This window comes from Sphingomonas sp. PP-F2F-G114-C0414 (assembly GCF_003688595.1).
GTDB lineage: Bacteria > Pseudomonadota > Alphaproteobacteria > Sphingomonadales > Sphingomonadaceae > Sphingomonas.
In genome coordinates, this window is record NZ_RCWT01000011.1 from 275709 (window position 1) to 289153 (window position 13445).

At 66.5% G+C, this 13445-nt stretch carries 14 protein-coding genes; 8 read left to right on the forward strand and 6 right to left on the reverse strand.

The annotated features are described in order from the left end of the window. Positions 1-55 precede the first annotated feature (55 nt). The 5 genes from C8J47_RS10405 to C8J47_RS10425 all read left to right on the forward strand — a co-directional run bounded on the left by C8J47_RS10405 (position 56) and on the right by C8J47_RS10425 (position 3812). Positions 56-931, forward strand: coding sequence for a YihY/virulence factor BrkB family protein (locus C8J47_RS10405; RefSeq protein ID WP_231420838.1), 876 nt, complete (start codon positions 56-58; stop codon positions 929-931). Positions 932-954: 23 nt separating this feature from the next. After that, on the forward strand, positions 955-1746 hold the full coding sequence (fabI, locus tag C8J47_RS10410; RefSeq protein WP_183129089.1) for an enoyl-ACP reductase FabI: 792 nt from the start codon (positions 955-957) through the stop codon (positions 1744-1746). Positions 1747-1807: 61 nt separating this feature from the next. After that, on the forward strand, positions 1808-2221 hold the full coding sequence (locus C8J47_RS10415) for an endonuclease domain-containing protein (protein ID WP_121885601.1): 414 nt from the start codon (positions 1808-1810) through the stop codon (positions 2219-2221). Next, complete coding sequence (gene aroC / locus C8J47_RS10420) at positions 2218-3285, forward strand: chorismate synthase (RefSeq protein WP_121885602.1); 1068 nt, start codon at positions 2218-2220, stop codon at positions 3283-3285. Before C8J47_RS10415 ends, aroC begins: the two co-directional genes overlap by 4 nt. 56 nt (positions 3286-3341) lie before the next feature. Next, positions 3342-3812, forward strand: a complete 471-nt coding sequence (locus tag C8J47_RS10425; RefSeq protein ID WP_121885603.1) for a hypothetical protein — start codon at positions 3342-3344, stop codon at positions 3810-3812. 62 nt (positions 3813-3874) lie between these two features. Here the strand turns inward: C8J47_RS10425 and C8J47_RS10430 are convergent, their stop codons facing one another. The 5 genes from C8J47_RS10430 to C8J47_RS10450 all read right to left on the reverse strand — a co-directional run bounded on the left by C8J47_RS10430 (position 3875) and on the right by C8J47_RS10450 (position 9658). After that, complete coding sequence (locus C8J47_RS10430) at positions 3875-5164, reverse strand: adenylosuccinate synthase (protein WP_121885604.1); 1290 nt, start codon at positions 5162-5164, stop codon at positions 3875-3877. 30 nt (positions 5165-5194) lie between these two features. Continuing rightward, positions 5195-6295, reverse strand: a complete 1101-nt coding sequence (locus tag C8J47_RS10435) for an ATP phosphoribosyltransferase regulatory subunit (protein WP_121885605.1) — start codon at positions 6293-6295, stop codon at positions 5195-5197. Beyond that, complete coding sequence (locus C8J47_RS10440) at positions 6292-6675, reverse strand: endonuclease domain-containing protein (protein ID WP_259467479.1); 384 nt, start codon at positions 6673-6675, stop codon at positions 6292-6294. Before C8J47_RS10440 ends, C8J47_RS10435 begins: the two co-directional genes overlap by 4 nt. Before the next feature lie 123 nt (positions 6676-6798). Next, positions 6799-8376, reverse strand: a complete 1578-nt coding sequence (gene serA / locus C8J47_RS10445) for a phosphoglycerate dehydrogenase (protein WP_121885607.1) — start codon at positions 8374-8376, stop codon at positions 6799-6801. 127 nt (positions 8377-8503) lie between these two features. Beyond that, positions 8504-9658, reverse strand: coding sequence for a phosphoserine transaminase (locus tag C8J47_RS10450; RefSeq protein ID WP_121885608.1), 1155 nt, complete (start codon positions 9656-9658; stop codon positions 8504-8506). Positions 9659-9892: 234 nt separating this feature from the next. On the opposite strand from C8J47_RS10450, the gene C8J47_RS10455 reads away from it, so the two are divergent. Both C8J47_RS10455 and C8J47_RS10460 read left to right on the forward strand, forming a co-directional pair. Next, complete coding sequence (locus C8J47_RS10455) at positions 9893-10546, forward strand: extensin family protein (protein ID WP_121885609.1); 654 nt, start codon at positions 9893-9895, stop codon at positions 10544-10546. 46 nt (positions 10547-10592) lie between these two features. Further along, positions 10593-11477, forward strand: a complete 885-nt coding sequence (locus C8J47_RS10460; protein WP_121885610.1) for a TIGR00730 family Rossman fold protein — start codon at positions 10593-10595, stop codon at positions 11475-11477. A 142-nt stretch (positions 11478-11619) separates the two neighbouring features. Here the strand turns inward: C8J47_RS10460 and C8J47_RS10465 are convergent, their stop codons facing one another. Then, positions 11620-12336, reverse strand: a complete 717-nt coding sequence (locus C8J47_RS10465; RefSeq protein WP_121885853.1) for a cytochrome c family protein — start codon at positions 12334-12336, stop codon at positions 11620-11622. A 104-nt stretch (positions 12337-12440) separates the two neighbouring features. Here C8J47_RS10465 and C8J47_RS10470 point away from each other — a divergent pair, with 104 nt between their 5' ends. After that, positions 12441-13343 carry a prephenate dehydratase gene (locus C8J47_RS10470; RefSeq protein ID WP_121885611.1) on the forward strand — a complete coding sequence of 301 codons (903 nt, stop codon included), beginning with the start codon at positions 12441-12443 and terminating at the stop codon, positions 13341-13343. The last annotated feature ends 102 nt before the right edge of the window (positions 13344-13445 follow it).

Genomic DNA, 13445 nt, shown 5'->3' on the forward strand with positions numbered 1-13445 from the left:
GCCCGAAGCGCGCGCGCATGATCATGGTGCGACGCGCGCCCGTCTCACCCGCGGCATGGCGAAGGTCAGGCCGGGCAGTTACGCGTTCGAAGTTTTCAAACGTGCAGCCGTCGGCGTCTTCAACGACGGCTTCATCCATGCGGGTAACCTCGCCTATCTCGCGTTGATGACGGTGTTTCCGTTCTTCATCGTCGCGGCGGCGATCCTGTCGATCTTCGGGCAGAGCGTCGAGACTTTGCGCGCGGTCGAGTCGTTCCTAAACGTCCTGCCGCCCAACGTCGGCGACCTGTTGCGCAAGCCGATCGCTGACGTGCTCGCCGCGCGGACCGGGTCGCTGCTGTGGCTTGGTGCGCTCGTCGGGTTGTGGACGGTCGGCAGCTTCGTCGAGACGATCCGCGATATCTTCCACCGCGCCTACGGGATCAAGGCGACCGCGCCGTTCTGGAAATCGCGGCTTGGCTCGTCCGCGGTGATCATCCTGTCGGTGGTAATCGCGCTATTGTCGTTCCTGGTCCAGGGTATCCTGACCGCGGCTGAGCAGTTCATCTACCGCCTCGTCCCCTTCGCGCAGGACGCCGCCGGCTGGGTCGGGCTCTCTCGTCTTATCCCTGGCCTGCTGATGTTCGGTGCGCTGTACCTGCTGTTCTATTCGGTGACGCCGTCGCGCTATCGCTACTCGAAATGCCGCAAATGGCCGGGTGCGCTGTTCACCACCGCCTGGTGGGTCAGCGCGACCGCGTTGCTGCCGGTGATCCTGTCGCGGCTCGGTGGTTACGACCTCACCTATGGCAGCCTGGCGGGTGTCGTCATCATGCTGTTGTTTTTCTATGTCATCGGGCTCGGGCTCGTATTCGGTGCGCATCTGAACGCGGCACTGGCGGAACCACCCGAAACAACGCTAGAGCAGCCTGCTACGGATATGCAGGTATAGGCGGGGACGGCGTGAACGGTTTGATGGCGGGCAAGCGTGGGCTGATCATGGGCTTGGCGAACGACAAGTCGCTGGCCTGGGGGATCGCCAAGAAGCTGTCCGAAGCGGGTGCGGACCTCGCGTTCAGCTACCAGGGCGAGACGATGGAGAAGCGCGTCCGCCCGCTCGCCGAGCAATTGGGCGTGGCGCGGCTGTTCGATTGCGACGTATCGGACATGGGTGCGCTCGATGCGACCTTCGACAAGCTCGCCGAGGAATGGCCGACGATCGACTTCGTCGTCCACGCGATCGGCTTTTCGGACAAGAACGAGCTGCGCGGTCGGTTCGTCGACACCAGCCTCGATAATTTCCTGATGACGATGAACATCTCGGTCTATTCGTTCGTCGCGGTGGCGCAGCGTGCGGCCAAGATGATGACTGAAGGCGGCGCGATGCTGACGCTCAGCTATTACGGCGCGGAGAAGGTCATTCCGCATTACAACGTGATGGGGGTCGCGAAGGCGGCGCTGGAGACGAGCGTGCAGTATCTGGCGGTCGATCTCGGCCGCGACAATATCCGCGTGAATGCGATTTCGGCGGGTCCGATCAAGACGCTGGCAGCGAGCGGGATTGGCGATTTCCGCCTGATTTTGAAGTGGAACGAGCTGAACTCGCCGCTCAAGCGCAACGTGACGATCGACGACGTCGGCGGCGCTGGGCTGTACCTGCTGAGCGACCTTGCCTCGGGCGTGACCGGCGAGACGCACCACGTCGATGCCGGCTACAATGTGATCGGCATGAAGGCCGAAGACGCCCCCGATATCGCGCTGGTATAACCCCTCTCCCCCTACGGGGAGAGGGAGGGGCCCATGCGAAGCATGGGAGGGTGAGGGCAAGGTGAGGCAACACGACGGCACCGAAGCACTGAACCGAGCCCGAGAGCTACGTCGCGATGCGACCGAAGCAGAAGACGGGCTTTGGTATCGCCTCCGCAGTCGTCGTCTCGGCAACTTCAAGTTCCGCCGCCAAGTATGGATCGGGCCCTTCATCGCCGACTTCCTCTGCATGGACGCGATGCTTGTTGTCGAGGTAGATGGCAGCCAACATATCGAGGACGTCGCCTATGACGACGATAGAACCGCCTTTCTCGCGACCAAGGGATATCGTGTGATCCGTGTCTGGAACAACGACGTGATGCAGCGGATGGACGGCGTGCTCGCCGTGATCCTCGATGGGCTGACGTGCGTGCCCTCACCCTCCCATGCTTCGCACGGGCCCCTCCCTCTCCCCGTCGGGGAGAGGGGCAAGTGAGCTTCAACACATTTGGACGGCTGTTCCGCTTCACCACCTGGGGCGAGTCGCATGGGCCTGCGCTGGGGGCGATCGTCGACGGGTGCCCTCCTGGCATTCCGCTGACCGAAGCGGACATCCAGCCCTGGCTCGACAAACGCCGCCCCGGCACTTCGCGCTTCACGACGCAGCGGCGCGAGCCGGACGCGGTTCGTATTCTCTCGGGCGTATTCGAGGGGCGCACCACAGGCACGCCGATCAGCCTGATGATCGAGAATGTCGACCAGCGCTCGAAAGATTATTCCGACGTCGCCAAGGCCTATCGCCCCGGCCACGCCGACTATGCCTATGACGCGAAATACGGGTTCCGCGATTTCCGCGGTGGTGGGCGCTCTTCCGCTCGGGAGACGGCAGCGCGGGTCGCGGCCGGTGCGGTAGCGCGGCTCGTCGTCCCGCAGGTCCGCGTCCGCGGGTGGGTCGAGGCGATCGGCGGCGATGCGATCGACCATGCGAACTTCGACGACGCGCAAATCGACCAGAATCCGTTCTTCTGCCCCGATGCCGCGGCAGCGCTCCGCTGGGAAGCGCTCGTCGACGCGGCGCGGAAATCGGGCTCGTCGCTCGGGGCCGTGATCGCCTGCGAGGCGACCGGCGTGCCGGCAGGCTGGGGCGCGCCGCTCTACGCCAAGCTCGATTCCGAACTCGCCTCCGCCTGCATGAGTATCAACGCGGTCAAGGGCATTGAGATCGGCGACGGGTTCGCTGCCGCCGCGCTGTCGGGCGAGGCGAACGCTGATCCGATGCGGCCGGGGCCCGATGGTCCAGAGTTCCTCGCCAACCATGCAGGCGGCATCGCCGGCGGGATCGCGACCGGTCAGCCGATCCGCCTACGCGTCGCGTTCAAGCCGACCAGCTCGATCCTCACCCCGGTCGAGACGATCAGCCCGACCGGCGAGACCGCGACGATCGCCACCAAGGGGCGTCACGACCCGTGCGTGGGCATCCGCGGAGTCCCCGTGGTCGAGGCGATGGTGGCGCTAGTGCTCGCCGACCAGGCGCTCCTGCATCGGGGACAGTGCGGCTGACGTCGGAACCTATGCAGGACTGAAGCGCTTGCTCTTCAATAACATAGGAGAGCGAAATGCGTATTCTGACTTCGATCGCAGCGGCAGCGCTGATCATTCCAGGCGTGGCACTGGCACAGACGGGCACCGGCGGTTCGATGGGCGGCACCACGGGTGGCACGATGAGCGGCGGTACCATGGGCGGTTCGACCGCAGCCAGCACGACCGGCGGCATGTCCACCGGCACGATGGATCAGGCCACCCCCTCGACCAGCGCCCAATCGACCACGACGACGCGCACCCAGCGTGGCACCAAGGCGCGTAGCCGTACGCGCGGTACGACGTCGGGCACCATGAGCGGTACCGGCACGACGGGCAGCACGATGTCGGGCACGACCGGCAGCACGATGGGTGGTACGACTGGTACGACGGGCACCACCGGCACGATGGGTGACACGACCGGTACCACGGGCACGATGGGTGGCACGACCACCGGCACGATGGGTTCGACCACGGGCGGGACGACCGGCACGACGACGCCGCGCTGATCCATCACCACCACGGTAAATGAAAAGCCGGGCGAGCGATCGCCCGGCTTTTTAGTGTCCGCTCAGTCCGAGAACGGATCGCGGACGAGGATCGTGTCGGCACGCTGCGGGCTGGTCGACACCAAAGTCACCGGACAGCGGATCAGCTCCTCGATCCGGCGGATGTACTTGATCGCCTGCGCGGGGAGGTCGGCCCAGCTACGCGCACCCGCAGTCGTTTCCTGCCAGCCTTCCATCGTCTCGTAGATCGGCTCGACCAGCGCTTGGTCCGCCGCGTGCGCCGGGAAATAATCGAGCGTCTCGCCGCGCAAGCTGTAGCCGGTACAGATCGATACGGTCTCGAACCCGTCGAGCACGTCGATCTTGGTCAGCGCGATCCCGGTGATGCCGCCAACCGCCGCCGCCTGGCGCACCAGCACCGCGTCGAACCAGCCGCAGCGACGTTTCCGCCCGGTGACGGTGCCAAACTCATGGCCACGGACGCCGAGGCGTTCGCCGGTCTCGTTCTCGAGCTCGGTAGGGAAAGGCCCGGAGCCGACGCGCGTCGTGTACGCCTTGGCAATCCCGAGCACGAAGCCGACCGCGGACGGCCCGAGACCCGAACCACCAGCCGCAGCGCCTGCGATGGTGTTGGAAGAAGTGACGAACGGATACGTACCGTGGTCGACGTCGAGCAGCACGCCCTGCGCGCCCTCGAACAGGATGCGCTTGCCGGCCGAGCGCGCGGCGTTGAGATCGCGCCAGACAGGCTTGGCGAACGGCAGCACGAAGCCGGCAATCTCGCGCAATTCGGCGATCAGGCGGGCGCGATCGATCGGCGGCTCGCCGAAGCCGGCACGCAGCGCGTCGTGATGCGCGGTGAGGCGATCGAGCTGCGGTCCGAGATCGTCGAGATGCGCGAGATCGCACACGCGGATCGCACGGCGGCCGACCTTGTCCTCATACGCGGGGCCGATACCGCGGCGGGTCGTGCCGATCTTGCCAGCGCCACTCGCATCCTCGCGCAGACCGTCGAGATCGCGGTGGAACGGCAGGATCAGCGCGCAGGTATCGGCAATCCGCAGCGTCTCCGGGGTCGCGACGACGCCCTGCGCACCAAGCCGAGCAATCTCGTCCTTCAGCGCCCAGGGATCGAGCACCACGCCATTGCCGATGAACGACGGCGTGCCGCGGACGATGCCCGACGGCAGCAGCGACAATTTGTACACGTTGTCGCCGACGACCAGCGTGTGGCCGGCATTGTGCCCGCCCTGGAACCGCACGACCATGTCGGCACGCTCGGCGAGCCAGTCGACGATCTTGCCCTTGCCTTCGTCGCCCCATTGCGCGCCGATGACTGCTACGTTGGCCAAACTCTATCTCCTGAGGATTACGCGCAGCGCCTACAGCGCGCGGGGCTCGCCTGCTACCCATAGATGCGTGCAGACTTGTGCTTCGGGGGTGTCGCCAGCGTCCAGAGCGGCGACCGTGACCCAGCCTTGCGCGCGCATTGCTGCACCTTCGCTGGCTGGCGTGCCGAACGAGAGGAAGAGGCGGCGGCGGTCTACCGTGGCGACGCGCTCGACCAGTGCGTCGGCGAACAGCGAGAAGCCCGTCGCGGCTTCCTCGGCGCCGGTTTCATGGACGACGGTGTAGGTGCCACCGCGGCCGACTTCACGCGCGCTGCCGTCAGCGAAGAGCGAGAAGCCGAGCCAGGTCTGGTACTCGAAGCCGTGCCGCTCGGTCGGGTCGAGCGTCAGCGCAACGCGGCCGTCGAGTGCTTCGGCGATGCGCGCGAGGCCGTCGAGGCGGGAGGCGAGTGCACCGGTGGTGTCGAAGGCGCGGAGGCGGTCCATCGCCTGGTCGAACGGCCCGGCGGCTTCGATCAGCGGGAGATAAGCGGGGGCGAGCGCAGCGACGGCACCGGCGTCCTTCGCGTCGAGCCGATCGCGCAAGGTTGCGACCAGATCATTCGCGACGGGAAGAGGTCCGGCGGCGAGCGTCGGCACCAGATCAGGCAGCGTGAAGTCGATGGACGCACCGGTAACGTCCGCGGCGGCGATCATATCGACTGCCACTGCGACGAGTTCCTGCGCGGCGGCAACCGAGTCCAAGCCGATCAGCTCGCAACCAATCTGCCGGGTCTCACGCGCTGGCGCGAGCTGCGACGCGCGTAGTTTCAGGACGGAGCCGGCATAGCTAAGCCGGACCGGCCGAGGGTGATGCCCCATCCGCGTGGCCGCGATCCGCGCGACCTGTGCGGTGATGTCCGGCCGGATCGCCAGCGTGCGCTGCGACACCGGATCGACGAAGCGCACCGCGTCGTGCAGCCCGCCGGCTTTGAGGCGCATTTCCAGACCGTCGGCGAATTCGGCGAGCGGCGGATCGACGCGCTCATAGCCGTGGAGACGGGCTGCTTCGAGCACGCGAGCTTCCAGCGCCGCCGCCGAATCGGCGAACGGGGGGAGGCGGTCTCGGAAACCTTCGGGCAGCAAAGCAGTCACTGCTCCCTCACCCCTGCGGGGAGAGGGCCGGGGTGAGGGGCTGCCACGAGCGCAGTAGATATAACGTGCCAGACTCCGTCCATCCCGGACATGATGTCGGCGTTGCTGAACCGTATCACGCGATATCCCTGTCGTTGGAGCCAATCCGTTCGGCTTGCGTCGCGCGCTTGGTCACTATGCGTATCGCCGTCAACCTCGATGACGAGTTTTGCGTCTCGTGCGGCGAAGTCGGCGATGTAGGGGCCGATGATGAATTGGCGGGTGAATTTGGTGTCGGCGATCTGCCGGTCACGGAGGTGGCGCCAGAGCTTAGCCTCCGCAGGAGTAGGCTGCCGCCGCATCCGCTTGGCGCGATCGAGAAGTAGGTCGTCGACCTTCACTGCTCCCTCTCCCCTCCGGGGAGAGGGCCGGGGTGAGGGGCGCCGCGAGCGATGCCCATCCCAACTACCCCTCACCCAACCCTCTCCCCGGAGGGGAGAGGGCTTTAGAAGAGCGTAGCAGGGTTAGAAGTTGAGGCCCATTGCGGTCTTCACGCCGGGGAGCGCGCGGACCTTGGTGAGCAGATCGGGCGTCACGGCTTCGTCGACCGAGAGCAGCAGCACCGCCTCGCCGCCCGCCGAACGACGACCCAGATGGAACGTTCCGATATTCACCCCAGCCTCGCCCAACGCCGTCCCGAGACGCCCGATGAACCCCGGCGCATCCTCGTTGACGACGTACAGCATCGGCCCCGCCAGATCGGCCTCGATCTTGATCCCCAGCAGTTCGACCAGACGCGGCGCCGAATCGCCGAACAGCGTGCCGGCCACAGACCGCTCGCCATCCTCGGTCTTTACCGCAACGCGCAGCAGCGTGTGGTAATCCGCCTCACGCTCGGTACGCACTTCGCGGACCTCGAGGCCACGCTCGCGCGCCAGCACCGGCGCGTTGACCATGTTGACCGTTGCGGTCTGCGTCTGGAGATAGCCGGCGAGCACCGCGCTCACGATCGGCTTCGCGTTCAGATCGGCCGCGGCGCCTTCGGTATGCACCGAAATCCGCGACACCGCGCCGGTCGTCAGCTGCCCGACCAGCGACCCCAGCTTCTCCGCCAACGCCATGTACGGCTTCAGCTTCGGCGCTTCCTCGGCCGATAGCGACGGCATGTTGAGCGCATTCGTGACGCCGCCCGACATCAGGAAATCAGCCATCTGCTCGGCGACCTGGATCGCGACATTGACCTGCGCCTCGGTGGTCGACGCGCCGAGATGCGGCGTGCTGACGAAGTTCGGCGTGTTGAACAGCGGCGATGCCTTGGCGGGCTCCTCGACGAACACGTCAAGTGCGGCGCCGCCGACCTGCCCCGAATCGAGTGCCGCCTTCAGCGCGACCTCGTCGATCAGGCCGCCGCGCGCGCAGTTGATGATCCGCACCCCCTTCTTCGCCTTGGCGAGCGCCTCGGCCGAGAGGATGTTGCGCGTCTGGTCGGTCAGCGGCGTGTGCAGCGTGATGAAGTCGGCGCGCGCGAGCAACTCGTCGAGCGTGACCTTCTCGACACCGATCTCGATCGCGCGCTCGGGCGTCAGGAACGGATCGAACGCGACGACCTTCATCTTCAGGCCACGCGCGCGATCGGCGACGATCGAGCCGATATTGCCCGCACCGATCAGGCCGAGCGTCTTCGACGTCAGCTCGACGCCCATGAACCGGTTCTTCTCCCACTTGCCGGACTGCGTCGATGCGTCGGCCTCGGGCAACTGGCGGGCGAGCGCGAACATCAGCGCGATCGCGTGCTCAGCGGTGGTGATCGAGTTGCCGAACGGCGTGTTCATCACGACCACACCCTTTGCCGACGCGGCGGGGATATCGACGTTGTCGACGCCGATGCCGGCGCGGCCGACGACCTTGAGGTTGGTGGCGTGCTCGAGGATTTCCTTGGTCACCTTGGTCGAGCTGCGGATCGCGAGGCCGTCATACTCGCCGATCATCGCCATCAGTTCGGCGGGCGTCTTGCCGGTGATCTCGTCGACCTCGACCCCGCGCTCGCGGAAGATCTGCGCCGCGCGGGGATCCATTTTGTCGGAGATAAGGACTTTTGGCATGGGATTTCCTTCTTCTCCCTCTCCCCTCCGGGGAGAGGGTCGGGGTGAGGGGTGGTACGGGGAGGTGGCGTGCGTGGCAGCCCCTCACCCCAGCCCTCTCCCCGGAGGGGAGAGGGAGCGAGAATATTTAAGCCGCCTTGGCGGTCGCATAGGCCCAGTCGAGCCAGGGGCCGAGCGCTTCGATATCGGCAGTGTCGACGGTCGCGCCGCACCAGATCCGCAAGCCCGGAGGCGCGTCGCGGTAACCCGCCACGTCATACGCCGCGCCAGCCTTTTCGAGCGCCGAGGCCATCGCCTTGATCAACGCCTCGTCGGCTCCCTCGACCGTGAGGCAAACGCTGGTCTTCGACCGCGTCGCCGGATCGACCGCCAGATGCCCCAGCCAATCACGCTCCGCCACGATCTTGTCCAAAGCCGCGGCGTTCGCATCCGACCGCTTGATCAAGCCGTCCTCGCCAAGCGACTTCGCCCATTCGAGGCTGAAGATCGCATCCTCGACAGCCAGCATCGACGGCGTGTTGATCGTCTCACCCTTGAACACGCCCTCGGTGAGCTTGCCCTTAGAAACGAGGCGGAACACCTTCGGCAACGGCCAGGCGGGGGTGTACGTTTCGAGCCGCTCGACCGCGCGCGGCCCGAGGATCAGCACACCGTGCGCGCCCTCGCCGCCGAGCACCTTCTGCCACGAGAAGGTGGCTACATCGATCTTCGTCCAGTCGATATCGTAGGCGAACACTCCGGAGGTCGCATCGGCGAACGAGAGGCCTTCGCGGTCGTCCGGGATCCAGTCCGCGTTCGGCACGCGCACGCCGCTGGTGGTACCGTTCCAGGTGAACAGCACGTCGTTCGACCAGTCGACCGCGTCGAGGTGAGGCAGCTGACCGTAATCGGCGCGCACGACAGTGGGGTCGATCTTGAGCTGCTTGACCGCATCGGTGACCCAGCCCTCGCCGAAGCTTTCCCAGGCGAGCGCGGTGACGGGCTTGGCGCCCAGCATCGTCCACATCGTCATCTCGTACGCGCCGGTGTCGGAACCGGGGACGATGCCGATGCGGTGCGTTTCGGGGAGCTTCAGCAGTTCGCGCATCAGGTCGATGCTGTACTGGAGGCGGGTCTTGCCGATCTTCGAGCGATGCGAGCGACCGAGCGAATCGGTGGCGAGCTTGTCCGCGGACCAACCCGGAGGTTTCGCGCAAGGACCGGAGCTGAAAAAGGGACGTGCCGGCTTCGTAGCGGGCAGTGCAGGCGCATTTGTAGCGGGTGCGTAGGTCGTATCAGTCATGTATCTCTCCTCACAGAGAGCACGCGCGGCGTTGGGACCGCGTGGCCCGTCGCCGGCCCTAACGGCGTTCGCGGGGGTGTCAACCGCGTTCGATTGCAAGCGCGCGGCGGCGGGACTCGCCCTACCGTGCGCCAAACTCGCTCCGTCACCCCGGGCTTGTCCCGGGGCCCACCGTGCCTCACGGCCTTAGGCATGGGGGACAAGACGATGAGTGGATGCCGGAACAGGCCCGGCATGACGGAGTGGGTGGTAGTAGCGACTCTCGCACTGACTTTAGCCGGATGCGGACGCGCCGATCGCCCCACGGCACCGACCAAGACTCGCCCCAATCTCTCCGTCCCGAGCAACCGCGAAACGGCGCAGTGTCTCGCCGACCTGCGCGAACTCCACGTGTCGTTCCAGGTCCTGCCCGACCGCGAAACGGGGCCGGGTTGCGGGCTCAACGGCACGGTGAAGCTCGTCGACATCGGCGTCCCCGTCGCCAACCTCACCGCGGTCCGTTGCGGCGCGGCGCGCGCGTTTATCGGCTGGACGCGCAACGCGGTGGCGCCCGCCGCGTATCAGATGCTGGGCAGCGAACTCGCGCGGATCGACAGCATGGGAAGCTATGCGTGCCGCAACGTCGTCGGCTCCACGCGCGGTCCCACCCGCCGCTCGGGCCATGCAATCGCCAACGCGATCGATATCGGCGGGTTCGTGCTGAAGGACGGGCGGCGCATCACCGTGCTCAGCGACTGGAGCTCGCCCGACCCGCAGGTCCGGCAATTCCTCCAGACGATCCGCGCGTCGGCCTGCAAGCGGTTCGGCACGGTGCTCAGCCCCGACTACAACGCCGCGCACCGCAACCACCTCCATCTCGAAGACGATCACGCCAATTTCTGCCGCTAGCGCACCGCTCTAGCCCTCCCCTCGTGTTTCCTCTAATCGCGCCTGAATGACCGATACACGAGTACCATCGCGCGTTTTTCCGAACGCCAGCCAGGATGCCGAGTCCGCCCGCGACTCCGTTTCCACCCCCCAGACGCAGCACCCGCATTACCGGCTCGCCTTCCAGGACATGGATTTCCTGTTGCGCGAAGACCTGCGGCCGGTGCGGTTCCAGCTCGAACTGCTGAAGACCGAACTCGTCCTCGACGAGGCCAAGATCGGTTCGACGTTCGTGTTCTACGGCTCCGCGCGCATTCCCGAGCCGTCCAAGGCGCAGGCTTTGCTGAAGCTTGCCACCGATGACAAGTCGAAGAAGATCGCCGAGCGGCTGGTCGAGAAGTCGAAATATTACGACGTCGCGCGCGAGCTGGCCGCCAAGGTCAGCGTGCTGCCGCGCGACGAGCGTGGCTGGCGGCAGTTCGTGGTGTGCTCGGGAGGCGGTCCGTCGATCATGGAAGCGGCGAACCGCGGCGCGGACGACGTCGGTGCCGAGTCGATCGGGCTGAACATCGTCCTGCCGCACGAGCAGGCGCCGAACCCGTACGTCACGCCGTCGCTGTCCGTGCAGTTCCACTATTTCGCGCTCAGGAAGATGCACTTCCTGCTGCATGCGCGGGCGCTTGCTGCGTTTCCGGGTGGGTTCGGGACGTTCGACGAGCTGTTCGAGCTGCTGACGCTGATCCAGACGGGCAAGATCCAGCCGATCCCGGTGCTGCTGTTCGGGCGTCAGTTCTGGGAGAGGGTCGTGAACTTCGACGCGCTGGTCGAGGAAGGCGTCGTCAGCGAGAAGGACCTCGGGATCTTCCGCTACGTCGAGACCGCCGACGAGGCGTGGGACGCGGTGCAGTCGTTCTACCGCGAGCGGGCGGAGAAGGAAGCCGCTGAGGGCTAAGCTTTCCCAGGGGGGAGCGCCCTTCTGCTCCCTCTCCCCCTTCCGGGGAGAGGGCTGGGGTGAGGGGCTGTTCCAGGCGCTGCACTACTTGGCTGCCCCTCACCCCGACCCTCTCCCCGCAGGGGAGAGGGAGTTGGTCGCCCTACTTCTCCGAGCGAGCGCCCTTGCGGGCTGCTTCCGGATCGACCGATGGTGCACCCGAGGCTGGCGTTCCGGTGTTGGCGATGTCCGCCGTCGGCGCACCCTTCGTAGCCGCCGCTTCCGCCGCATTCGCCGTCGTCGGCTGATCCTTAGCCGCCGCACCCTTAGCCGCCGGAGCAGCGCCAGCCGCAGGCGCCGCCGGCAACGGCAGGTTCGAACCCTGCTGGTTGAGATACAGGATCACGTTAGCCCGATCCTGCGCATTACCGAGCCCCGCAAACGTCATCTTCGTCCCCGGCGCGAACTTGCGCGGCGAGGTCAGCCACGCGTTCAGCTTGTCGAAGTCCCACTTGCCACCGACCCCGGCCAGCGCCGACGAGAAGGCGTACCCGGCCTTGCCCTTGGCGATTTCCTCGCCGACCGTGCCGTACAGGTTCGGGCCGACGCCGTTCGCGCCGCCCTGGTTGATGGTGTGGCAGGCGGCGCACTTCTTGAACACTTCGGCGCCCTTGGCGGCGTCGGCGGTCGGCAGCAGCGAGGCGATCGGCACTTCGGCGGCGGCACCCTCGCCGCCCTCGGCGACGACGCCCTCGATCGCATAGCCCATCTTCTCGGGGCGCTCGCCGTGGAACATCATCCCGCCGACGATCGACAACCCGAGCGCCGCACCACAGCCTGCAAGCACCCAGCCGGCGATCGTATTGGTCCGATTGTCCATCTTTTGCATCCGCCCTGTTCTGTTTGGGATAGCCATAGAAAACGCGGGCGCGCACCGCAAGCCGCGCTTGTATGGCGGGCAGCGGCTCTCTAATCGGCCAGCGCATGGAAAACTTCGCCGCACCCGCCCGCCCGATCGTCGCGCGGATGACCGAGGCCGCCGCCGCCGACCCCGCGAGCGCGGTCGCGTTCCAGGGCGCGCCGGGCGCCAACAGCCACGTCGCGGCGGTCGAGGCGTTTCCCGACGGCCTGCCCCTGCCCTGCTTCGATTTCTCCGACGCGATCGACGCGGTGAAGGACGGCCGCGCCGACTGCGCGATCATCCCGATCGAGAACTCGCTCCACGGCCGCGTCGCCGACATCCATTTCCTGCTCCCCGAATCGGGGCTGGTCATTACCGGCGAGCATTTCCTGCCGATCCGCCATGCGCTGATGGGCGCAGGGCCGCGCGACGGTATCCGTCAGGCGATGAGCCATCCACAGGCGCTCGGGCAGTGCCGACACTGGCTGAAGGCGCACGGGATCGAGCCGGTGAGCTATCCCGACACCGCGGGCGCCGCCGCCAAGGTCGCCGAGCTTGCCGATCCGGCAATCGCCGCGCTCGCGCCGCCTGCTGCGGCCGGACTGTACGGGTTGGAGTTGCTCGCGACCGACATCGCCGATGCGGACCACAACACGACTCGGTTCGTGGTGCTTGCGCGCGGCGGCAAGCCGCCCGCGGCGCAGGAGCCGGCCGGCGGCGAATGGATGACGACGCTGATCTTCGAGGTGCGGAACGTCCCCGCCGCGCTCTACAAGGCGGTCGGCGGGTTCGCGACCAACGGGGTGAACATTACCAAGCTCGAAAGCTACCAGCGCAACGGCAGCTTCTCCGCGACGGAATTCTATGCGGATGTGGTGGGCAAGCCCGGCGACGCGAACCTCGACCATGCGCTGGAGGAACTGGGGTTCCATTCGAAGTGGCTGCGCGTGCTGGGGACGTATCGGCAGGCTCGCTCGCGGGGGTAGCCACCAGTCACCGTCACCGTCACCGTCATCCTGACGAAAGTCAGGATCCAGAGCCATATAGCGCCGCGTTTGTTACCCTGGATCCTGACTTTCGTCAGGATG